Source organism: Commensalibacter communis (assembly GCF_947179105.1).
GTDB classification, from domain to species: domain Bacteria; phylum Pseudomonadota; class Alphaproteobacteria; order Acetobacterales; family Acetobacteraceae; genus Commensalibacter; species Commensalibacter communis.
The window spans coordinates 39,593-63,075 of record NZ_CAMXCK010000004.1 but is presented as its reverse complement, the minus strand read 5'-3'; the positions used below and the strand labels follow the sequence as shown (position 1 = coordinate 63,075).

The window sequence follows — 23,483 nt, the reverse complement described above, 5'->3', positions numbered from 1 at the left end:
TAATCCTATATTCATTTATTAGATTGGGACGTTGTTTTTAAACAGATTTCTTTGATTGTTTCACAAAACCACTTTTTTGCGGGTATATTTTTATTATTTAGATTGTAATACATACAAACTTCAATTTCTGGGATTTTAAAAGGAAGAGCTAGGATCTTTGTTTTTGAGCAGTCGAACATATATTTAATTTTTGATGGAATTGTTGCAATAGATTCGGAGATTGAAATTAATTCGTTTACCGTAATAAAACGTGGCAGATAAATTGCTACATTTATATTATGACCAGCTTGTAAAAGGCTTTTTTCGACATAGTGATGTCCTGCTTGTGAAGCAATAATGATGTGCTGCTCTTGTAAAAACTGTTCGAATGTCATTTTGTTGTGAATGCGGGGATGCTTTTTATTAAGAACGCAGACATACTGGTCTTGCAATAATAATTCACATCTTACATGAGAGATTTTATCATGACGGTTACAGATGGCAGCGTCAATTTTCCCCGTTAATAACCAATCCTCTAATTGATGTATATCAATTTGTAATATTTCAAGTCGGATATGAGGGGCAACTGATTGTAAATATTTGTAAATATGAGGTAAAAAGAAAAACTCTCCAATATCTGAAATAGCAAGCACGAATTTATAGGAGGAGGTTGCATATTCAAAAGCTTTGTTATCGGCAATTGTTAGATTTATGGATTGGATTGCTTTTTTAAAGATATCATAATACTGAATTGCTCTGAATGTCGGTTGCATTTCAGTGTTGTTACGAACAAATAACACGTCGTTCAATTCATACCTCAGTTTTTTCAAAGCATAACTTGCTGAGGGCTGTGTAATACATAGCTGATCTGCGGCATGTGTAACACTTTTTGTTTCATATATAGCCAGGAATACTTTGATCAGATTTAAATCCATTATAGACACCATCTATTTTTGTACTATGATACTATCAATTTGATTAATAAAAAACTGTGTTTTATTCTTTTTACATTATTTACAAAGGATAAAGTAAAATGAAAACAGTTCACGATATTACATATGATCTATTAAGACAGCATGGAATTAAAAAAGTATTTGGCAATCCAGGTTCAAATGAGCTGCCTTTTTTAAATAATCTTCCTGATGATTTTGAATATATTTTAACGTTGCAAGAAGCCGTAGCTGTAGGAATTGCAGATGGATATGCCCAAGCATTGGGAACACCCGCATTGGTTAATTTACATTCAGCAGCAGGGACTGGTAATGGTATGGGTGCATTGGCAAATGCTTGGAATGCACATTCGCCTTTAATTATTATGGCTGGGCAGCAAAATAGAGCAATGTTGGGTATAGAGCCGTTACTTACAAATGTTGATGCAGCATTTTTACCCAAACCCTTGGTGAAATGGAGTCACGAACCTGCAAGTCCACAAGAAGTCCCATATACAATGAGCCGAGCCATTCATACAGCTCTTTCTGATGCGCCAGGTCCTGTATATTTATCTGTTCCTTATGATGATTGGGAGAAACCTCTTAATGAAGATTTGACCGCTTTAACAAAGCGGAAAGTCAAAAGTGCAAGAGCACTTGATAATAATGTGTTGGCAGAATTGCTTGACAAGATTCATCAATCTATCAATCCTGTCGTCGTCTTAGGCGCTGATGTAGATGCAGCACAAGCCAATGACTATGCCATAGAGTTAGTTGAAAAATTAAATTGCCCTATTTGGGTTGCACCCTTAGCTTCACGTTGTCCATTTCCGACAAATCATGCTGCTTTTCAAGGTGTTTTACCAGGTGGAATTGCGTCTATAAGTCGACTTTTAGATGGGCATGATTTAATTATTGTTATTGGAGCGCCTGTTTTTAGGTATCATCAATTTGAGCCAGGCTCTTATTTGCCTAAGGGGGCTGATTTAGTTTTAATTACCTGTGATGTCAATGAGGCAGCGCGCGCTCCGATTGGGGATGCATGGGTTAGCGATATTAAGCCAACTTTAAAACAGTTAGCGGAGAATGTAGTTCAACGTGATGGTGTGATGCCAGAATTAACAGTTGCGAAGTCTGTCGTTAATATAACGACACCATTAAAACCCGAAACATTTTTTGATATTTTGAATGATATTGCCCCAGAAGATTCGATATTTGTCAATGAATCGACATCAACAACGGATATAATATGGGAACGATTAACCTTTAAATCCCAAGGAAGTTACTATTTTGCAGCTGCTGGAGGGTTGGGTTTTGGAATGCCTGCTGGTGTGGGTATTCAGTTGGCAAAACCTGACAGGCAAGTATTTGTCATTATAGGGGATGGTTCTGCAAATTATAGTATTCAGGCTTTGTGGACAGCAGCAAAGTACAATATTCCAGTAATATTTATTGTTTTAAAAAACGGTACATATGGAGCTTTACGTTGGTTTGCAGATGTGCTTGGTACGGGTAATGTTCCAGGATTAGACGTGCCAGATATTCATTTTTCTGCTTTGGCAGAAGGGTATGGAGTTGAAGCATTTCAAGCAAACACGTGTGAAGAAATTAAGGATGCGCTGAATAAAGCACTTACTTTAGGAAAACCAGCATTAATTGAAATTGAAACATGGGGTAAATTACAAGACGAAGGCTTGAATATTCACAATTCGTAAATGGATACGCTTAACCGATTCCAAAATTTTAAATAAATTTTTGACAAAAACAATTGACGGCTTGTTTAGAAATATAGTAAAGACAATTCACAGATTGTGGCGGACGTAGCTCAGTCGGTAGAGCGCCGGTTTGTGGTACCGGTTGTCGCGGGTTCGATCCCCGTCGTTCGCCCCATCTGTTATCAATTCCCTTTTAAAAATCTCATAGCTTTGTTTGTCGGATTCCAGTTTGAAAATCAATGGGTTCCAAACCTAGTTGTTTCTTCATTTCAGCAATATCAAAATTCTTATTTTCAACCAATCTTTGGATTTCATCGGTTCCGATGGTGGGAATAATAGGCACAAACTTCGTAAAAAAAGCTGCTGTTTTAAGCAAAGAAACAGGAAGAGGGATAAAGATTTTTGGTTTAATGCCTGCTTGTTGTAAAATAACTTGAATAAATTCTTTATAAGAAAGCACTGATCCCCCTGCAATTACAAGGCTGTTGGGGGCATCCCATTGGCGTGATAGTGCAGCCAAAACCGACTTTGTGACATCAGACTGATGAATCGGTTGCACCAATGCTTTACCACCATTGGGTAACGGAATAACAGGGAGCTTACGAAGCAATTTAGCCAAACGTTGCACGTTATTTTCCCCTTGGCTGCCATAAATCATGGTTGGATGTAAAATGACTCCTTTACAATTGCTACGTAAAAAAGCGTTCTCTCCAGCAAGGACTCCGTTACCATGCGAATCAGGCCATTGCGTAAATTTCCGAGTGCTGCCCAAAAACACATAAGTTGCATCCGTAGGACCTGCTTTTAAAATAGTGGGGGCATGACGGGCATGGGCGGTATTCACAATATGTGACGCATCTTGCAAAGCATTAACCAACAATGCTGGCGAGCCTTTGAGGTCTATTATCCGATATTCACAAGTAAGATTCGTTCGTTGCCATTTTTCTAGATTCCGAACAAGGGCAATGACTGTACAGCCATGATTTTGCAGTTCTTTGATTAACGCAGAGCCAGAACGTCCAGAAGCACCAATAACATGTATTTTTTGAGGTGGAGAAAAGGGCTGTTTCATAAGGGGTTCACATTGATTTATATATAGAAATTAAAATAGCGGTAACAGAATACCGTGCCAAAACACACTGAAAACTAATAAAATTAATTATTTTATAAAAATTGCTTGACGAAATCCTTTTCAGCGTTAATAACAGGGTTAAATTTATAGCTGATTAATTAACGGAATTTAGAGTTAATGAAAACAACCATTTCGATTAAACCAGCGGAAGTAACAAAAAATTGGGTTCTGATTGATGCAAAAGACATCGTATTAGGTCGCCTTGCTGTTATTATCGCTAATCGCTTGCGTGGCAAGCATAAAGCACAATATACACCACATGTTGATTGTGGCGATCATGTTATTGTGATTAATGCAGAAAAAATTGCTTTGACAGGCAGAAAAGTAGAACAAAAAAAATTCTACTACCACACCAATTTTCCAGGCGGAATCAAAGAACGCACCATTACTCAACGTTTGACAGGTAAAAACCCAGATCACGTTGTTGTAAAAGCTGTTGAACGTATGATTAGCCGTGGGCCATTACAACGTAAACAAATGAAACATTTGTATGTTTATGCTGGTGAAGAGCATCCTCATACAGGCCAACAACCTGTTCAATTAGATGTTGCTGCATTAAACCGCAAAAACAGTATTAATAACAAAAAAGTTGGAGCCTAAGAAATGTCAGAAACACAAGAACGTACTGGTGGTTTGGCAGATCTTAAAGGGGCTGTTGCAAACACCCCTTTGGCACAAGAAACTGTTATTCGTGAACCAAAACGTGACCAATTTGGTCGTTCATATGCAACGGGTCGTCGTAAAGATGCAGTTGCTCGCGTATGGATCAAGCCTGGTAAAGGTGAAATCACTGTAAATGGTCGTACTGCTGAAGTTTATTTCGCACGTCCAGTATTGCGTATGTTGATTAACCAACCTTTCGAAGTTGCTGATCGTCAAGGTCAATTTGATATTTATTGTACTGTCAGCGGTGGTGGTCTTTCTGGTCAAGCAGGTGCAGTTCGTCATGGCCTCAGCCGTGCGCTTTGTAACTATGAACCAGAATTACGCGGCGCATTGAAAGCAGCTGGATTCTTAACACGTGATCCACGTGTTGTTGAACGTAAAAAATACGGTAAAGCAAAAGCTCGCCGTTCTTTCCAGTTCAGCAAACGTTAAGATTGACAGTTTTGTATTTCAAAAAAGGCGGGGAAAGATCAAACTTTCCACCGCCTTTTTTATTGAGAATATTGGTCTTATACGAATATGTGACTGCATTATGTTTACATATTGATTGAAGTTATAAACCTTTTTATAAAACCTATCATTCCTTCTTAACCACCTATTATTGTTTTCATTAAACATTATCCGACGGATATAAAGAAACAAAATGTCATTAAATATTAGAGAGTTTCATGAGAATGATGCTGCGCAATTTTTAGAGGTAGTGCGCTATCTTCAAGCTTATGAGTTAGCAATTTATGATCGAATGAAACCTGTAGAAGCGATAGATAGTTGGTATATTCAAACGTTACAGGAGCAATGCCAGCGAGAAAATGGATATATTTTGGTTGCGGAACTTGATAGCGTCATTGTGGGCTTTGCAACAATTTTTACAAAGGTTCCTCAGAGAGGAGAATTTGATGAGTTGGATTTTACTTATGGCTTAATCAGTCATATTTCTGTTAGCCTTCAAGCGAGAGGTTTGGGTGTTGGCAAGCAATTAATGCAAGCATGTGAACACCGTGCAAAAGATGCGGGTTGTAAATGGCTGAGGATTCCTGCGCTAGGACGAAATCAACAGGCTAGAGCAATTTATGGGCATTTAGGATTTGAGGAACAATATGTTGTTCTTGAAAAATGTCTCTGAGTAGGTAAGGGGGTATTGTATATAGTTAACTACAAATTTGTATCGTATGGAGAGGATCGTTTGGTGCAATCTTGAGTTTAGCGTAATTATAGATTGTAGCTCAAGGATTTTTATGGTTAATGTGTGACTTGGTGATATATTTTGGTGCTATTCGTTATTTAGTCTTTCGTAAGCATCACAGCCGTCTTTTGATCCATTTGAACAAGCCTGTTGATAATATTTTTTAGCCTTTTCTAAATCTTTTAGAACAGTCCTCCCGTACTCGTATATTACACCAATACAATATTGTGCCTCTGCATGATCTTGATCCGTAGCATCGATAAAATATTCCATTGCTTTGGCTTCATCTTCGGGAACGCCTTCTCCTCGCCAGTATATTAACCCAAGGTTATAAATGGCAGATACATGACCTTGATCGGCAGCCTGTTGAAACCATTTCTTCGCTTTTACATTATCCTGAGGAACATCATCTCCATGCCAGTATATCATTCCAAGCTTATATTGCGCGCCCTCATCCTCTCGCTCAGCAGCCTTTTGATACCATTCTATCGCTTTTTTATAATTTCGACGCGTACCCAAACCCTGTTCATACATTATTCCAAGGTTATATTGAGAATCTTCATCTCCTTGCTCGGCAGCTTTCTGATACCATTCCAATGCTTTTTTGTAATTTTGCGCAACTCCTTGACCTATATAATATGCAGATCCAATTCTATATTGTGCGTAAACATGCCCTTGATCCGCTGCTTTTTGATACCATTCTAATGCACTATTAATATCTTGAGGAACATCTTCACCAATATTGTATATTTCTCCAAGCTGAAATTGTGCTTCTGCGTGTCTTTGGTCTGCAGCTTTGCGGTACCATTCAATCGCTGTATTTATATTCTGCGGAACACTACAAGCACCTACGCTATATATTTCGCCAAGATGAAATTGTGCTTTGACATATCCTTGATCCCCTGACCTTAGATAGTAAAATATGGCCGTTAAATAATCTTTTGGAATACCAGCAGCATACTCATACATATATGCTAAATGAAATTGAGCCTCTGCATCCCCTTGATCGGCTGCTTTTTGAAATAATTCACGAGCTTTATCATAATTTGGTGGAACGGAAATACCATTATCATAAAATTGTCCTAAAGTCCTTTGAGCGACAGCATCACCTTGCGCGGCTTGTTGCTCTAGCTCTGCAATCTCTTGTTCATTTGGCTGGGAATAGGTTTTAAAGGATTGCTGTGCTTTGCTTGCATCGTTTTTAATACTTGAAAAGATTTTTTTGAAAAAATTCATAATAAACGTTCCTTTAAGTATCGCTTACCCTTAGCGGGTCTTATTGATAATAGAATATTCTTTTATCATTATAAACACTTAAACTTATGAAAGTTTTATTCATCCTTCAACTGTTCATAAGCATCACAGCTTTTCTGATAGCCATTTGAACAAGCCTGTTGATAATATTCCAATGCTTTTTCTTTATCTTGCGGAACACCCACCCCGTTTTCATACATTACCCCAAGGTTGTATTGAGCATTGATATGTCCTTGATTGGCAGCTTTGGTAAAATATTCCACTGATTTTACAGTATCTTGTGAAACACCTCGACCATGATAATACATCCGACCAAGATGATATTGGGCATCAGCATCCTCTTGATTTGCGGCTTTATGATACCATTCTAATGCTTTTGTATAATCCTGCGGAGCAATTTGACCAGTCTCATATATTACTCCCAACGTATTTTGAGCATTGATATGTCCACAGCTGCCCGCTTCAGAATATAATTCAATTGCTTTTACATAATCCTGAGGCACACCTTGTCCATTTTCATACATCAGACCCAAATTAAATATAGCTAAGAGATTCCCTTGCTCGGCGCTCTTAGTAAAATATTCAGCTGCCTTTTCATAATCTTGTGCAACGCCTTGACCTGCATCATACATTACACCAAGGTCATTTTGAGCATCCACATCTCCTTGATTGGCAGCTTTGGTAAACCATTTAAGAGCATTAGAATAATTCTGAGGCACATCTTGACCATGATAATATAAACGACCAAGATTATATTGTGCTAAAACATAGCCTTGTTCGGCAGCTTTGGTAAAATATTCTATTACTTTTATATAATCCTGAGGCACACCCTTGGCATTTTTATACATCAAACCCAGAAAATATAGAGCCTCCACAGACCCTTGATTACCAGCTTTACGGTAATATTTTACTGCTTGGACATAATCTTGTGGAACGCCTTGTCCTTCTTCATACATCGTAGCAAGGTGATACTGAGCATCTATATGTCCTTGATCGGCTGCTTTATGATACCATTTTGCTGCTTGAACAAAATCTGGGCGATTATCATATATTACCCCAAGATTATATTGGGCATCAATGTCTCCCTGATAGGCTTTTTGTTCTAATTCTTTGATATCTTGCTCGTTTTGCTGACAAGCTATATTAACAGATTGTGACGTTTCGTTCGTATTATTGATTAAACTAGAAAGTATTCCTTTTAAAAAACTCATAATCGAACTATTCCCTTTGAAAGATAGATATTCTATTCGTGCTTTATTTTGAAAACAAACACTTAATACCCTAAATCAAAGTATTAATCATTTTATTTGTTCTTTAACCTTTTATAAGCATTGTACCAAGATTATATTGAGCATAAATATCTCAAGAAATTGCCTTGTGCCCTAATAATTTTGAAACATAAAAAGGTAAATTTCTTATCGTAAAATTATACTTTATTACGCAGGAATATTTTTAAAGATCTAAAAACAAAATGATTATTGTTCAGATATATGATGGGGAATAAATAAAGGTGGTAGATGTTATTGATTATTTCAGCAACTTTGTCATATAGTCGAACATTAACTTATTTTTGAATAAAGGTGCATGATGTCTCAAATGCCAAAGATTTTCATTGATGGTGAATATGGAACAACGGGTTTAGGAATTCGTCAACGCTTGGGCAACTTGCCTGTGCAAGTCTGTTCTATTCCTGTTGAACAACGCCATGATATGAAAGTGCGTTTGGATATGATGGCACAAGTGGACTTGGTTGTGATGTGCTTACCTGATGATGCATCGCGGGAATCTGTGGCTGCTATTCAATCCTTGTCAGGACATCACCCCAAGGTTTTAGACGCCAGTACTGCGTTCAGAACCCATCCAGATTGGGTCTATGGATTTGCTGAGTTGGATTTGGGGCAAGCTGAGAAAATTAAATCCGCACCATTGGTTGCTAATCCTGGTTGTTATTCTAGTGGTGCGATTGCGTTATTGCATCCTTTGGTCAGGGCTGACATTATCGCAAAAGATTACCCAATTACAATTAATGCGATTAGTGGTTATAGTGGTGGGGGCAAGCAAATGATTGCGTCTTATGAAGTTACAAAAGAAGCGCCACCTTTTATGCTTTATGGTTTGAATTTACAACACAAACATTTGCCAGAGATTGTGCATTATGCGGGATTAAGCCGTGAGCCTGTTTTTGTCCCATCAGTAGGGAATTTTCCGCAAGGGATGATTGTTTCTGTTCCATTGCACGTAGATACATTGTCTAATAACGCCAGTATTGATGACATAAAGCAGTGTTTACAAAATCATTATGCTGATGGGAAAGTCGTGTCTTTTGTTGATGAAGCACCCGCTAAAGTATCTGGCGATCAATTAGCACTGACTGATCGAATGGAGTTGCATATGCATAGTAACGCTCGTCAAGATATGGTGGTATTAACGGCGACTTTTGATAATCTTGGCAAAGGTGCCTCTGGTGCAGCGATACAGAATATTCGGTTGATGTTGGGTGTGTAGCGATCGAAATACTAAAGAGCAAAGAGAAAAAAATGACTGACCAACTCCATCAATCAGAAATTATGTTTCCTAAATTCTATCAAAGGCTGATGGCAGAGAATTTAGCTAAGTATGATGTGTTAGCTGAAATGGAACCTTGGTATTTTGTGGAGCAACACAAATGCTTCTTTGCTCATACATTATGGCCAAATGTTTGCAACGAAAAGCTGTTTGTTTTTGCACGTCGTCAAGATAATGATGACTTGGCTGCATTTTTAGTGGATGCAACGAATAAGGCAGAGCAAGTCTATATTTTGCATGGGTGGACGAATGAAGGGTTTTGTATTATGAAAAAATTACCCGATATTTGGTCATGGATGCACATGGTGATTGATGATATGCAGGAATGGGTAGAGCTGAATGAATATTTATAAAGTCAGCTTTTGATTAAGATATTGTTTTGATGATTTTATCCGTGCTATAAATTAGACCATTAACTTGCTCTTTGGTAGGTTCTTGTTCTTTATTGTGACAACAATGGTTACGAATATCAGCATAAAATTGAATTGAACGCCAATCAGGTTGGCTGATAATTTCTTCTTTCTTTAACGGTTCACATAAATCACTAATCGTAGGATGTTTCTTACCGATTTCAATGTTATGATTTTGACATAGAGTCAGAAGATGTTTTTCAATAATAACACCACAAATAACACCAGCAGCTCTGAAGAACCCTTTTTTAGCAGGCTCTTTTGCAATATCTATTTCTGAATCAAATAAATCTGCTTGTACAAGTGCTTTTAAGTCAAACAGTTTAGATGACAGCATTTCTTTAGCTGCTTTTAAGATGCCAAGTTGTTGTTGAAAGTGAGGAATGACTATTTCAAAAGGAATTATAAAGTTATTTTTTGCAAAATTTTTCTTTTATTACAATAATCATCAATGCGATAATTATCAGAATATAAACCTTTACTTGCTCCTTGATATTGATAGTGGTCTTTAAAATCATCTAATCTACTGGGTAAGATATGTTTAACTATTTCCAATGTAAGACTGTACCATTGTTGATAATTATCTCTAAATTTAGCAGTAGTTTGACTTGAATCTTCTGAATCACATTCACTTTGTATAGCTTGATTTAAATTTTCACCTTTTTCAATCAACCTATCCAGTTCTTCGCGGAATTTGTTTTCTCTTGCTGCCATTGGAACCTACTTAAATATTATTACGATTTATATATGGATAATATAAGTTTCGTTTGAAAAATACCATTGTTTTTGATTGAAGGTGAGGGCGATGGTAGGTGATTTAGTTTACTTCACATCCTTTTTCTCATTCCAACATTCAGTCATAAACCCATATTGTTCAGAATCAAAGGATACCCCTTTATTTTTGCGATAATCAGCAAGTGCTTTTAATACAAAGGGTAATCCCAAGAGTAACAAAGGAATATTGAGGTACACCATGACGATATTCATGAGGTCAGAGATATACCATAAGTTTCCTAATTCTAATCCTGCCAGAATGGTTAAAATCCCAAAGGGAACAAAGACTAAAGATCCTAATATTCGAATGACTAAAATAAAGCTAGATTTCTTGGAAATAAAATTGGCTGAAATCTCGGCAAAGGAAATCATGCCTAATAAAGTCGTAAACGCAAATAATCCATAACAAGCACACATAATAATTTTAATGATTATGGCAATGGACGAAGGGACCAGGGCTTGTACTGAGGTTAGATATAAGGTGATTTTTGAGGCTCTGACGGACTCCCACATCACGCCATCAACGGATCCAGTCCAGACATGCGCCATAATCACGATAAAGCCTGTCATGGTACAAATGACCATGGTATCAAAAAAGACCCCAAAACTTTGCACTAATCCTTGTTCACAAGGGTGGCGATTATTGGCAATCGCCGCCGCCATCGTAATAGTTCCTTGACCTGCTTCATTTGACATCAAACCTCTTTTGACCCCTTGTGCAAGGGCGGTGCCAATGGCTCCACCGAAAATAGCATGAGGGGCAAATGCTCCAACCACGACTTCACGAAAGAAATAAGGAATTAATGGGAAATTGATGAGGATAATAACAATTGAGATCCCAATAAAGATGACGGCTTTGATAGGAACCAAAACGTCAGAATATGCCACAACACGGCGAATGCCACCAAAGATAATAAATGCACAGGTTATGACAAGAATAACTGCAATCGTATAATATAAGGTGGATTGATGGCTATATTGATGCCCTGTTGTGGCTTGTGCGATGGCGCCAATAGCAGAAAAAACGTTAAAGGTTTGTGCTGGAATATTAAAAAGCGCATAGGTGATAAAGACAAGCGATAAAAATAATCCAACAAAGCGGTTATTTCCCAGCAGGCGTTTTCCATAAAAAGGTAATCCACCAACAAATTCATCGCCTTTCTTTTCTTTGAAAAGCTGTGCCAATACAGATTCAGTAAAAGCAGATGCCATGCCAAAAAATGCTGCAACCCACATCCAGAATAAAGCGCCTGGCCCGCCAATGGAAATGGCACCTGTAATTCCAACAATATTCCCTGGTCCTGCACGCATTGCCAGTCCCAGCATAAATGACCCTATGGCACTGACCCCTTGTTTAGAAGGTTGTCGAGCCAGCATAATCTTGATTGCTGGGGCAAAGCTGTGTCGTTGAATAAAACGTGTGCGAATGGTGAAATAAATCCCAACGCCCATTAATAAAAGAACAGGAAAAGAAAGCTGTCCTAAGATTGGGGTATGTTTATACCAAGCAATATTGGTTGGAAAATCCCAAACAGCATCGGTAATTGGAGCTAGGAATGCAAAAAATTGGTTAATGAAATTGAAAATAGTATTCACAGTAGATACTCACATGATTTGTGGAATGAATATAAAGCGAATATCTGTTAATGAATAGGGATTAGAGAGTTGATCGTTTGATTTTACACGTGGGCTGTGTTGATTGAGTGGCAAATGAGATCGGAGTAAAGAAATCAATATTGTATTTTATCCAAATTGTTTTTTTGATATTGGTAGAATAATGCAGATTACAGAAATTATATAACAAAACTGTTTAATTAAATAAAAAAAACACCTTGCTATTTATTATTAAGCATAATCCCTTGGTTTTTCCCTATAAAAGGATTTTGTAATAATGTTGATTCATTACCAAGCCCTAAATACAAGCAAGAAAATTCTAAAAGTAATTCGGAATCTGAAGCAATCAAATTTTTTACTAAAAATACTGACAAATGGAAATCAGTAAATAATTTCTCTTTAGGACTGCAATATTTTTACGGAGATAAGGTTCCTAAAAACTATTCTAGAGCTGTAGAGTTGTTTACAAAAGCTGCTAATCAAGGAGATGCAAATGCTCAAGGAATGCTTGGGACAATGTATTTACAAGGGCAGGGTGTTCCTCAAGACTATTCCAGAGCGGTGGAATGGTTTACTAAATCCGCTAATCAAGGAAATGATTCTGCGCAATATTTACTTGGCACTATGTATGGAGGCGGCAAAGCTGTTCCTCAAAACTATGCCAGAGCTGCAGAACTATTCACCAAATCTGCCAAACAAGGCAATCCAAGATCTCAACAGCAACTTGGATTAATGTATCTAAAAGGGGATGGTGTAACTCAAAATTCGTCAAAAGCAATAAAATGGCTTACCAGCGCTGCCAACCAAGAGGATGCAAAAGCCCAAGCAATACTTGGGCTAATATATTATCAGGGGCGCGGTATTGCGAAAGATATATAAAAATCCAAATATTTCTTAAAGCAATCTTGCCTAAATAAAAATAAAGATGCTTGTGATTTCTACGCAAATTTTATTCACTAGTTATATTTTTGTTTTTCTGTGGTTCTTATTAAAATAAGTGATAAAATTTTAAAATTTTATCACTCGAGTATAGATTAAGGCTAAATCAATTGAACTATTTTAGGTAGCTTATTTATGATCTAGTTTACTAATAATTGTATCAATGACAGTATATACGGCTGTATCATCATCGTCTTTTTCTGCAACTTTTCTAGAACTTTGTTTTACAACGACGACTTTGGCCGTTGGATCAACATAAACGATTTGGTCATAAATACCTACTGCCGCAAAGGCATGATTAGGGTTGTTTCTGATCCACCACTGATCTTTATATGTCCATCCTTTAGTTGATTCAAAATGGGCATAATGGCTGTTATCGAACGCTTCTTTAGAACCGCCTTTGATAACTTCATCAACATATTTTTTGCTGACGATTTGTTGGTTGCCTAATTTACCGTCATTTGCCATAATCATCCCAAATTTTGCTAAATCAACGGCTGTGGCATTCGATCCTGCACCACAAAAAGCCTGTCCTTGACGGTCAACAAGAAGATAAGCATCCCGTATCGTGGATAATTTTGACCATAAATTTTGATCAATCAGAGTTTCAGCATTTTTTCCAGAGGCTTTTTGTGCAATCCAGCAAAGAACATCGGTGTTTGGGGTTGCATAATTGAATATTTTCCCGTGTTCGCCTTTGCCTTTTTTAATCCCTTGCAAGAATTTGTGAATACCAATCGTATTTTTAAATTCTGTGTCAGGGGCAGTAAAACCCATCGCTCTTAAATAGTTATTAAAGCCTGATTTTGGATCATCATAGTTTTCGGTATAATCAAGGCTGACCAACATATCTCTGACTTGTTGAACAGTCGCATCTGCCCATGCAGATCCTGCAAGCTCAGGGACATATTTGGTAACTTTGGCATTTGGATCGATTTTGCCCTCATCAATCAAAGGTTGAATGGCTGTTGAGCTAATGGATTTTGTAACAGACATCATTTGATGACGAGTTCTCTCATCTTGTCCATTTAAGTATTTTTCATAAATAATTTGACCATCTTTGACAACAACAAATGAATCTGTATAGGTTTCTTCTAAATATTGGGTAAGTTTAACTTGTTTACCTCGGCCATCTTTGACCATCAAATCATCTAGATTTTGTAATTTTTTAGGTAAACCGTTGGAGTAATGTTGACCGTCGACATTTGCAGAGGGATATAATTGTTGCATATGTTGGTATGACCATCGATTGGCAGGATAATAAAATCCATTTCCAGCATTTGCTTTGACGCTTTGTCTGGTTTCGCCGCTTTGTGTTGTGTTAGCATGTGCAAGATTTTGCAATGATACCAACATTGTCATTGATAATAATGAAACGCTTAGTATTTTTTTCATATAAATTCCCTTATTGCATATATATAGATACTTCAAACGTAAATTGTATTTAATATTTTCCAAATCATATTATTGTCATGAATAAGGTTAAAATGAGTCTAATTATATTTGACGATGTTTATTATCTTATTAATATTAAAGGATAAAATATTCTCATTTTATCCTTTAATGAAATGAACGATCACGTAATATTGTTTTATTGTGCGACATATCCACCATCAACTAAGAGCGCAGCACCATTGACAAAAGATGCCTCGTCACTGGCAAGGAATGCCACAACATTAGCGACTTCTTCTGGTTTTCCAAGACGTCCAATAGGGTGTAATTCTTCAAGAGATTTTTTGACAGTTGCAGGCAGGATTTTTAATAATGGTGTATCAATATAGCCAGGGCAAACGGCATTAACACGGATATTTTTGGCCGCATAATCAATGGCCAATGTTTGGGTTAATAATTTGACCCCTCCTTTGGATGCGGCATAAGCAGTAACGCTTTGTTTGCCAACCCAAGAGTGAATCGAACCACAATTTACAATCACGCCAGGTTTGTTTTGATTTAACCAATATTCAATGGCATATTTATCTAATAAATAAACGGCGCTCAGGTTTATATCGATGGTTCTTTTCCAATGTTCAAAGTCTAATTTGTCAATAGAGTTGTCATTAGCAATGCCTGCATTAGCAAAAACAATGTTCAAATCCCCAAAATGCTGTACGGTCTTTTCTATTAACATTTTGTTTTCATCTTCGCTGGTGACATCAATCTTAATAAAAAGGGTTCTATGACCTTCAGTATTCAGATTATCAGATAGAGCTTGTCCTTCTTTATCATTAAGATCTGCAATAACAACATTGGCACCGAGTTGACAAAATTTTTCAACGGTTGCTTTTCCAATACCACTGGCACCCCCAGTGATAATAATTGTTTTATTTTTAAAACTCATAATTCCCTCTTGGTTACATAGTGAATGGATATAATCATATCTGTATATAATATGAATTTGTTGATTTTAATGATAGCGTCACAACATGTTGATTCAATTTTTATTATGAAAAGGGTGCAATGATGGCAATTCAAAATGCAACCATGCAGCAATATAATTTTTTAACAGAGATGTATAAGGATAGTTACTTTCCAGACCATCTGGTTAAAAAAATTGAAGACACTTTGCGTCATTTATGTGAGCAAATTGAAAAGCAGCAACCTAAAGATATGAAAGCATTATGCGTTTTAACGCATGCAGCTGTTGAGGTGATTAACAATATTCAAGAAGAATTTTGGGAAGCAGAGAGTGAATTGGAAACTGCTGCCAGAGAATGCATTTGTGGAGATTTTGTTTTTATTTTGAAAAATTATGGTTTTGATTTGGATGAAGATCAATATGAAGAGGCAATAGAAAATAGAGATTGGTAATGATTGTTTTTTAAATTAATATATTTTAATAGATATTTAAATTGATTTCTTATTTGATGCATTGTCAGCTCACACGTCTGTAATAAAAGCTCATTATACAGGGCAATAAAGAATTGAGAAAATTTCCAATTTTGTATAATATCTCGTTCTAATTAAAAAAAGTAACGTTGTGTGATGAGATAAATAGCTATGTAACTATCCTCTATCTACTAAAAGTTGCATTTATGAAAATAGATAGAGGTATAGGTAAAAATTATTTTAAAATATTAGTGTATTATGGATTATAACCGAAAAACTGCCAATACTGATTATCTGTTGCAGTTGTCGGAAAATACCAATAGCTACCAGTGTTTTTAAGAATAAAGTACATTTTTGTTGAAGTATCGTAGTACAGCTCTCCTTTTTTGCCTGAGTGGTTGCTGTCGTTCCAAGTGTGGACAGGAAGATTATTATAAAGATTTTCGCTACTTCTTGAATAACGACCTACATACTCCCAACCATTACCATTAGTTTTATCGGTAGGAAAATATCCTGGATTTGTTTGGGTCAATTTAAAGTATTCTGTGTCTAAGTTGATTGGGTTATGATAAACAAAATAGTCACCAATTTTAACATTGCTGTTTTTTAGTTCTTCCCATTCATAAACTCTTTGGTTACGAAAGTATAAATCATTAATAATTGGGTATCCAATGCCTATGGATTTCCAATCTTTATTATCCACACCCTTGGCAGGAAAGGCCCCATATACACCATCGTGTAAAGCCTCATATATATAAGGTTCTGCTACAGTTGGATTGCTAGCAAACATCATACCTTTTTTGGCTTGTTTTTGATATTTTCCCCATTGATGAATACCACGATAATTGTTGCCTAGTAAGGTTAGTGTTCCTTTGTTATTAGATGCAATTGAACCGTGATCTGCTTCTGTCATATTGGGTAACAGATATTCCTGACCACAAGTATGTGGGTTTCCATAAATTGAAGCATTTGACGAGCTTAAAGCTGTTTCTTTGCCATAATTACCTTTAATTTGTCCCATAGTTGTTTTTGAATGACGTAAAGAGTTACATTGGTATGGTCCTGTAAAATATTCAAGGAAAACGCCATTGTAATTTTTCAGCCCATTCCATTTCGGTGTTTTTAATTCGCCTAGAATATCAATGGTACCTGTAGTTAAATCAGCAAGTGATATTTGCCACCAATCTCCAGTGTTATCTGATGGTGTTCTAGGGCTTTTTTCTACACGAAAACGATATTTGTGTCCAACTTTCCAATTGTATTCACCTTTGATACTGGAACATGATCCGAATTCATAGCAATTTACAGTGGGTAAAATACCAGCTTTTGCACCAGTGCCATCCCAGATAGAGGCTAGAGCAATTTTCTTTCCGTTGGCACGTTGTAATCCCAAATACCCACCACTGGCATTGTTAAAAGTAATGTATTCAGCCCAGTAAACAGAAGATGGTGCATAACCAGCACCGCTATATTGTTCTCCAGGATCAACATCTACTCTCATAGAGTAATCTTTTACTGTTGGGCTGCTTTTTTGTAATGTCCATTCCCCCGAAGGTGTATAGGCACGTGAATTGATTACACTACTGCCTTGTGCAATAATGGTCCACATTAAAATAAATAAAATTCTTTTATACTTAATCATAATAAGGTTTTCTAAATATAGTTGAAATAAAGTTAATTTTTAATAATAATATTAATACGTATTTATAGTGTAAATAATGGATTAATAAATTTATATTTAATAGAATAAAATATGATAAAATGTTAATTTTGTAAAAAATTAAAATAATCCCCCTTTTACTTATTTTCGTCAAGTAAAAGAGGAAATTATACTAATAATAATTAGCAGTTGGAATAAATATTAGATAGCTTCCAAAATTCTGCAGCAGAAACACGTGCTTGCCCGCTATTTGCGTAGAATGTGAATTTACTATCTCCATTCGTTGGATAGAAATTGCTGGTTAAAGAATATTCTCCATCATTAACGAACACTTCGATAGAAGACGCATCAACAAAAATATGTAAATTAATTTTTGAACATGCAATTAGTGGAATGCTACGTTCTGTATTTAATACGGGATTCTTACTCTCGCGTTTTAATACAAGACGTTGAGATTGTGCATCAATAAATAATTTAGCACCATCACCAATCATAATACCATATTCTTCTGCTGTACTATTCGCCAAATCAAAAGAGATTTTATATTCTTGGTATTGCTGCGCTAAGCCCATATGAATATTGGTAACGGTAAACGGTTTGAATATGTCGTGGCTGGTTCTTAATTGCTCTAACTCGACAATTGGTGTGCACAGCAAACGACCATGTTCATTATAATTGACCTCACGAGGAAGGGTAAATGCGCCAGCCCATCCATGTTTTTGCGTAGGCATGGCGGTATTCCACATATTCATCCAACCAACCATAATACGACGACCATCAGCAGCCGTAAAAGATTGTGGTGCATAAAAATCGTGACCATGATCGATTTCTTTGAATTCTTCTTGAACTGTAAAAGATGAATCTTGTTCCCAAACGCCACAACGATAACCGCTTTGATATAGATTGCGATAATCATACCCTTGGGCTGGTATCCCTTGTGGTGAGGTAATCAGGATGTCTTTGTTATTCACATTAAAGAAATCAGGACATTCCCACATAAACCCTTCGGCTGAAGTTTGTGCTTGATCCAAAATTCTCACAAAAGTCCAGTCAGTAAGGTTAGAAGATTGATATAATCTGACTTCGCCTAGATTATTTTCTGGGCGTGCGCCAACAACCATCCACCATGAGTCTCTGGCACGCCAGACTTTTGGATCACGGAAATGCATAATCCCTTCGGGTGGATATAAAACAGGACCATGTTTAACAAAATTGATACCATCAGTGCTGGTCGCCATACATTGAACTTGGCGAATATGGGTATCATCGCCTTCAGCACCTAAATAGACATTGCCTGTATAGATTAAGGTCAAAACACCATTATTATCTACAGCTGAACCAGAATAACATCCGTCACGGTCATAATCTTGGTCAGGGTAAAGGGCGATTGGAAGATGTTCCCAATGTACCAAATCTTTACTGACTACATGACCCCAATGCATTGGACCCCATTCGGCACTATAGGGATAATGTTGAAAGAAGAAATGATAAGTACCGTTAATGTAAATCAAACCATTTGGATCGTTAATCCATCCAGATTCTGCAGCGACGTGAAATTTTGGGTAGTATAAATTATCAAGTGTTTTTGCAGTATTTTTCACAAAAATATCTGCTTGTGATAATGTTTCCATTGTAAATTCCTTTTTAAATAAAATAAAAAAATTAAATATAGTATAAGTTGAAATATCTATACTTATATATAGTTTAATATCGTATAACTATATATAATTATTAGTATATACTACTTTAAGTATATTTAAAATACTAAATTCATTATGTTACAAAAATAAATTTTGAATATATTAAATAATAATACTTGCAATTTTTCTTGTTTTTTTTTAAAAGAACATTGTCTTTTGATACGAATATCTGTTAAGAGAATTACATAAGCGAGAGTGACGGAACGGTAGACGTAGTCGACTCAAAATCGACCGCCGCAAGGCGTGGGGGTTCAAATCCCCCCTTTCGCACCAAATTGCATATTATACAACATGAATATGCGTGATGTAATTGTGAGCTCTGATGTCAATGACAATTTCAAATATACCCCCAAAACCTCATCAAAAACCAAATAATCCTTCTTTTTCTTCTGGACCGTGTGCAAAACGTCCTGGTTGGACTTTGGATGTGTTAAAGGATGCACTGGTTGGTCGTTCCCATCGTTCGGCAGAAGGGCGTCAGAAGTTAAAGGACGTTATTGATCTATCTGCTGATATTCTGGGCATTCCAAGCGACTGGAAAGTTGGGATTACCCCTGCATCGGATACGGGTGCGGTTGAGCTGGCATTATGGGCTCTGTTGGGGTCACGTCCTGTTGATATGGTTTCTTTTGACAGTTTTTCAGCCGAATGGGTAACTGATATTGTTAAGCAATTAAAATTACCTGATGCGACCCTATTACATGCGGATTATGGTGATTTGCCTGATTTGAGTAAAATTAATTGGGATCATGATGTGGTGATGGTTTGGAATGGAACGACCTCTGGGGTTAAAATTCCAAATGATGATTTTATTCCACAACATCATGATGGTTTAATTATTTGTGATGCAACTTCTGCTGCGTTTGCGATGGACTTACCTTGGTCTAAACTGGATATTGTGACGTGGTCTTGGCAAAAAGCGTTGGGTGGGGAAGCTGCCCATGGAATGATTGCGTTATCTCCTAACGCAATTAAACGGTTGGAAGAAACCGAGCAATTGCGTCCATTACCAAAGATTTTTCGTTTGTTAAAGCAAGGAAAAATAAATGATAAAATCTTTGAAGGGGATACGATCAATACGCCTTCAATGTTATGTGTCGAAGATGCGTTGGATGGGTTGCGCTGGGCGCAATCTGTTGGTGGATTACAAGGGTTAAAAAAACGTTGCGATCAAAACTTAGCGGTTATCGCACAATGGGTTGCCAAAACGCCTTGGGTCAAATTTTTGGCAAGTCAAGAAGAGTTCCGTTCAAATACATCTATTTGCTTGAAAATTATTGATCCGTGGTTTGTGGCGTTAGATGCCAAAGAACAACAGGTTGCATTTACTAAAATAACAAAATTAATTGCTCAGGAAAAAGCAGGGTATGATTTAGCCAGCTATCGTGATGCACCGTTAGGGTTGCGCATTTGGGGTGGGGCAACGGTTGAAACCTCTGATATTGAATTATTATTGCCGTGGCTGGACTGGGCATTTGCTTTTGTCAAATCTAGCTATTAATATGTCCAAATAGTCTTTTAATAAATTAAAGTAAAGCAAGACCCTATGATTGATGATCCAGAGATGAGCAATGCTCTGCTACCGATTGGTTTTCGTGATCTTTTACCTCCGTACGCACAGAATGAGGATGAGATCGTTCAATGGATGATTGATGCGTTTTCTGATTACGGGTATGAACGGGTCAGCCCTCCTTTGCTAGAATTTGAACAAAGCCTTTTGTTACATGCAGGGTCAGGGATTGCTGAACAAACGTTTCGAGTGATGGATCCTGAAACGCATTATATGATGGGTCTGCGCCCAGATATTACGCCACAAATTGCTCGGATTGCAGCAACACGTTTAGTTAATTCACCCCGTCCGTTACGCTTATCTTATGCGGGTCCTTGTGTGTTGGTTAGTGGCGCAAAGCACAGTGCTGCCAGACAAATTTTACAAGCTGGGATAGAGCTTATTGGGATTGATAGTCCACAAGCAGATGCAGAAATTATTATTGTGACTGCTGAGGCGATGGGTGTAGAAGATCTCCTTCCGCCTATTTCTATTGATTTGATGATGCCACAATTGGCAAATAGTATTATTCAAACCGAAAATTTTGACGAGCAACAAACGAAATTATTAATGCGTGCGTTGGATCGCAAAGACGTTGCAGCAGTTCAACAATATGGTGGTAGTCTTGCTGGTATTTTAACAACAATGTTGCAAGCTGCTGGACCAGCAGATCGTGCTATTGAGATGTTAAAGGGGCTAGACTTACCTGCAGATTCACAGCAACTATTGGATCGTCTATTTACTGTGGTTCAAGCAGTCAAAACACATAACCCTCATTTACAACTTACCATTGATCCTGTTGAATTTCGTGGTTGGGATTATCATACGGGTTTATGTTTCTCGGTTTATATGAGTGGAATTAGTGGTGAAGTTGGACGTGGTGGTCGTTATTTATCGAATAATGGTGAGCCTGCTTGCGGATTGACATTACGACCTGATCTTTTATTACCTTTGATTAATGATGATGATTGCTTTCAACGTGAACGTGTTTTTATTCCATTTGGATATACAATAGAAGAAGTCCGTGGCTTGCGTCAGGATGGGTATATTCTGCTTATGGGATTGACCGAAGAAGAAGATGCGTTAACAGAAGCACGTCGGTTAAACTGTAATTATATTTTGCAAGATAAAGAGTTAAAGGCTGTTGCCGATTAATCTTTGATTGCATTTTAGGTGCTTTGATTCAACTTTTTAATATATTTGGTAGGAAAAATTTTATGTCCAGTGTTACCATCGTGGGTTCTCAATGGGGTGATGAAGGAAAAGGTAAAATTGTCGATTGGCTAGCCAGCCGAGCAGATGTCGTTGTTCGTTTCCAAGGGGGACACAATGCTGGGCATACGTTGGTGATTGATGGGGAAAGTTATAAGCTTTCTTTGTTGCCTTCTGGTGTTGTACGTAAAAAAACAAGCGTGATTGGTAATGGGGTTGTGGTTGATCCACAGGCTTTATTGAATGAGATTGCACGGTTTAAAGATCAACATATTGAAATTACGCCTGATTGTTTAAAAGTTGCTGAAAACTGCCCTTTGATTTTACCATCTCATGTGGCATTGGATCAAGCGCGTGAAAAAGCTCGTGGTGACAAGAAAATTGGCACAACAGGTCGTGGTATTGGTCCTGCTTATGAAGATAAAGTGGCACGTCGTGCTATTCGTCTATGTGATTTAACAGAACCAGAAACCCTTGATTGGCGTTTGGATGAATTGTTAGCCCATCATAATGCGTTATTGGCTTCTTTGGGTGAAAAGACCTTTACCAAAGTAGAAACTTTGGCTTATTTAATGGATATTGCCCCTAAAGTATTACCTTTTATGGCGCATGTTCCTGAATTACTCGCAAATGCTTTGGAACAAGACAAATTCGTGTTGTTTGAAGGGGCTCAGGCAGTCATGCTTGATGTTGATCATGGCACGTATCCTTTTGTCACTAGCTCTAATACGGTTGCTGCACAAACAGGCGTTGGCAGTGGCACGGGTCCTCGTGCGGGTGGATATATTTTAGGGATTGCCAAAGCCTATACTACTCGTGTTGGTGCTGGACCTTTCCCAACAGAATTATTTGATGATGTGGGTAAATTCTTGGGCGAAAAAGGTCATGAATTTGGCACAGTCACAGGTCGTCCACGTCGTTGTGGTTGGTTTGACGCGATATTGGTCAAACGTGCTGTGCAAGTGGGTGGTTTGGATGGACTAGCCCTTATGAAACTGGATGTTCTGGACGGGTTAAAAGAAATTAAAATCTGCGTTGGGTATGAATTAGACGGAAAACAAATTAATCGTTTCCCTTATACTTTAGAAGCTCAAAAACGTCTGAAACCGATTTATGAATCGATGCCTGGTTGGGATCAAAGCACATATGGGGTCAGAAGCCGTGATGGCTTGCCTGATGCAGCCAATAATTATATCAAACGGATCGAAGAATTAACGGGCGTCAAAGTTGCCATTATCTCCACCAGCCCAGAACGTGAAGATACGATTAAGTCTGATGATTTTGTAGTATAATTATTAATTATAATTAATAATCTTTGTTTCAAAAGGATAGTCGAAAGGCTATCCTTTTTTTATGGTTTATTATTATGTTTATAA

The 23,483-nt window shown here is 37.2% G+C and carries 22 protein-coding genes and 2 tRNA genes; 13 read left to right on the top strand and 11 right to left on the bottom strand.

The annotated features are described in order from the left end of the window. Nucleotides 1-11: 11 nt before the first annotated feature. Nucleotides 12-914: a LysR family transcriptional regulator gene (locus tag PQG52_RS08240; protein ID WP_271789993.1), complete on the bottom strand. Its 903-nt coding sequence runs from the start codon at nt 912-914 to the stop codon at nt 12-14. Nucleotides 915-1,012: 98 nt separating this feature from the next. On the opposite strand from PQG52_RS08240, the gene mdlC reads away from it, so the two are divergent. Together mdlC and PQG52_RS08230 are read left to right on the top strand one after the other, a co-directional pair. After that, nucleotides 1,013-2,623: a benzoylformate decarboxylase gene (gene mdlC / locus PQG52_RS08235; protein ID WP_271828953.1), complete on the top strand. Its 1,611-nt coding sequence runs from the start codon at nt 1,013-1,015 to the stop codon at nt 2,621-2,623. A gap of 99 nt (nt 2,624-2,722) precedes the next feature. After that, a tRNA-His gene (locus tag PQG52_RS08230) sits at nt 2,723-2,798 on the top strand. 27 nt (nt 2,799-2,825) lie between these two features. On the opposite strand, the gene PQG52_RS08225 is transcribed toward PQG52_RS08230, so the two are convergent. Next, nucleotides 2,826-3,695 (bottom strand): NAD(P)H-binding protein, encoded by an 870-nt coding sequence (locus tag PQG52_RS08225; RefSeq protein ID WP_271828952.1) that lies wholly within the window; start codon nt 3,693-3,695, stop codon nt 2,826-2,828. 177 nt (nt 3,696-3,872) lie between these two features. Between PQG52_RS08225 and rplM the strand changes: the two genes are divergently transcribed. The 3 genes from rplM (at nt 3,873) to PQG52_RS08210 (ending at nt 5,544) form a co-directional block, all read left to right on the top strand. Next, on the top strand, nt 3,873-4,355 hold the full coding sequence (gene rplM / locus PQG52_RS08220) for a 50S ribosomal protein L13 (RefSeq protein WP_271789989.1): 483 nt from the start codon (nt 3,873-3,875) through the stop codon (nt 4,353-4,355). A gap of 3 nt (nt 4,356-4,358) precedes the next feature. Then, on the top strand, nt 4,359-4,853 hold the full coding sequence (rpsI, locus tag PQG52_RS08215) for a 30S ribosomal protein S9 (RefSeq protein ID WP_271828951.1): 495 nt from the start codon (nt 4,359-4,361) through the stop codon (nt 4,851-4,853). A 211-nt stretch (nt 4,854-5,064) separates the two neighbouring features. Beyond that, on the top strand, nt 5,065-5,544 hold the full coding sequence (locus PQG52_RS08210; protein ID WP_271828950.1) for a GNAT family N-acetyltransferase: 480 nt from the start codon (nt 5,065-5,067) through the stop codon (nt 5,542-5,544). Nucleotides 5,545-5,691: 147 nt separating this feature from the next. On the opposite strand, the gene PQG52_RS08205 is transcribed toward PQG52_RS08210, so the two are convergent. Continuing rightward, nucleotides 5,692-6,840: a tetratricopeptide repeat protein gene (locus PQG52_RS08205; RefSeq protein ID WP_271828949.1), complete on the bottom strand. Its 1,149-nt coding sequence runs from the start codon at nt 6,838-6,840 to the stop codon at nt 5,692-5,694. A 95-nt stretch (nt 6,841-6,935) separates the two neighbouring features. Beyond that, the gene (locus tag PQG52_RS08200; protein WP_271828948.1) at nt 6,936-8,069 is read right to left on the bottom strand and encodes a tetratricopeptide repeat protein; all 1,134 of its coding nucleotides are present in this window, start codon (nt 8,067-8,069) and stop codon (nt 6,936-6,938) included. Between the two features lie 376 nt (nt 8,070-8,445). On the opposite strand from PQG52_RS08200, the gene argC reads away from it, so the two are divergent. Both argC and PQG52_RS08190 read left to right on the top strand, forming a co-directional pair. Next, the gene (gene argC / locus PQG52_RS08195) at nt 8,446-9,363 is read left to right on the top strand and encodes an N-acetyl-gamma-glutamyl-phosphate reductase (protein ID WP_271829033.1); all 918 of its coding nucleotides are present in this window, start codon (nt 8,446-8,448) and stop codon (nt 9,361-9,363) included. A 32-nt stretch (nt 9,364-9,395) separates the two neighbouring features. Next, nucleotides 9,396-9,776 carry a hypothetical protein gene (locus PQG52_RS08190; protein ID WP_271828947.1) on the top strand — a complete coding sequence of 127 codons (381 nt, stop codon included), beginning with the start codon at nt 9,396-9,398 and terminating at the stop codon, nt 9,774-9,776. A 13-nt stretch (nt 9,777-9,789) separates the two neighbouring features. Here the strand turns inward: PQG52_RS08190 and PQG52_RS08185 are convergent, their stop codons facing one another. The 3 genes from PQG52_RS08185 to PQG52_RS08175 all read right to left on the bottom strand — a co-directional run bounded on the left by PQG52_RS08185 (nt 9,790) and on the right by PQG52_RS08175 (nt 12,203). Continuing rightward, the gene (locus tag PQG52_RS08185) at nt 9,790-10,170 is read right to left on the bottom strand and encodes a hypothetical protein (RefSeq protein ID WP_271828946.1); all 381 of its coding nucleotides are present in this window, start codon (nt 10,168-10,170) and stop codon (nt 9,790-9,792) included. A gap of 65 nt (nt 10,171-10,235) precedes the next feature. After that, a complete protein-coding gene (locus PQG52_RS08180) occupies nt 10,236-10,547 on the bottom strand; it encodes a hypothetical protein (RefSeq protein ID WP_271828944.1) in 312 nt (103 codons plus the stop codon). Nucleotides 10,548-10,655: 108 nt separating this feature from the next. After that, entirely contained in the window at nt 10,656-12,203 is a 1,548-nt protein-coding gene (locus tag PQG52_RS08175; protein ID WP_271828943.1) for an alanine/glycine:cation symporter family protein, read from the bottom strand. Between the two features lie 222 nt (nt 12,204-12,425). Here PQG52_RS08175 and PQG52_RS08170 point away from each other — a divergent pair, with 222 nt between their 5' ends. Next, nucleotides 12,426-13,100, top strand: a complete 675-nt coding sequence (locus tag PQG52_RS08170; RefSeq protein WP_340222232.1) for a tetratricopeptide repeat protein — start codon at nt 12,426-12,428, stop codon at nt 13,098-13,100. Between the two features lie 189 nt (nt 13,101-13,289). On the opposite strand, the gene PQG52_RS08165 is transcribed toward PQG52_RS08170, so the two are convergent. Continuing rightward, on the bottom strand, nt 13,290-14,555 hold the full coding sequence (locus PQG52_RS08165) for a serine hydrolase domain-containing protein (RefSeq protein WP_271828941.1): 1,266 nt from the start codon (nt 14,553-14,555) through the stop codon (nt 13,290-13,292). Between the two features lie 196 nt (nt 14,556-14,751). After that, nucleotides 14,752-15,498, bottom strand: a complete 747-nt coding sequence (locus PQG52_RS08160) for an SDR family NAD(P)-dependent oxidoreductase (RefSeq protein WP_271789978.1) — start codon at nt 15,496-15,498, stop codon at nt 14,752-14,754. Nucleotides 15,499-15,617: 119 nt separating this feature from the next. Here PQG52_RS08160 and PQG52_RS08155 point away from each other — a divergent pair, with 119 nt between their 5' ends. Beyond that, nucleotides 15,618-15,968: a DUF5713 family protein gene (locus tag PQG52_RS08155; protein ID WP_271828940.1), complete on the top strand. Its 351-nt coding sequence runs from the start codon at nt 15,618-15,620 to the stop codon at nt 15,966-15,968. 274 nt (nt 15,969-16,242) lie between these two features. On the opposite strand, the gene PQG52_RS08150 is transcribed toward PQG52_RS08155, so the two are convergent. Both PQG52_RS08150 and PQG52_RS08145 read right to left on the bottom strand, forming a co-directional pair. After that, nucleotides 16,243-17,595 (bottom strand): DUF3472 domain-containing protein, encoded by a 1,353-nt coding sequence (locus PQG52_RS08150; RefSeq protein ID WP_271828939.1) that lies wholly within the window; start codon nt 17,593-17,595, stop codon nt 16,243-16,245. 233 nt (nt 17,596-17,828) lie between these two features. Beyond that, nucleotides 17,829-19,277, bottom strand: a complete 1,449-nt coding sequence (locus PQG52_RS08145) for a glycoside hydrolase family 32 protein (protein WP_271828938.1) — start codon at nt 19,275-19,277, stop codon at nt 17,829-17,831. Nucleotides 19,278-19,535: 258 nt separating this feature from the next. Here PQG52_RS08145 and PQG52_RS08140 point away from each other — a divergent pair. From PQG52_RS08140 to PQG52_RS08125, 4 genes are all read left to right on the top strand, one after another. Then, nucleotides 19,536-19,619: transfer RNA gene (locus tag PQG52_RS08140), tRNA-Leu, on the top strand. A gap of 49 nt (nt 19,620-19,668) precedes the next feature. Next, a complete protein-coding gene (locus PQG52_RS08135; protein ID WP_271828937.1) occupies nt 19,669-20,847 on the top strand; it encodes a phosphoserine transaminase in 1,179 nt (392 codons plus the stop codon). A gap of 45 nt (nt 20,848-20,892) precedes the next feature. After that, nucleotides 20,893-22,050, top strand: coding sequence for an ATP phosphoribosyltransferase regulatory subunit (locus PQG52_RS08130; RefSeq protein ID WP_271828936.1), 1,158 nt, complete (start codon nt 20,893-20,895; stop codon nt 22,048-22,050). A 62-nt stretch (nt 22,051-22,112) separates the two neighbouring features. Then, complete coding sequence (locus PQG52_RS08125) at nt 22,113-23,399, top strand: adenylosuccinate synthase (RefSeq protein ID WP_271828935.1); 1,287 nt, start codon at nt 22,113-22,115, stop codon at nt 23,397-23,399. The last annotated feature ends 84 nt before the right edge of the window (nt 23,400-23,483 follow it).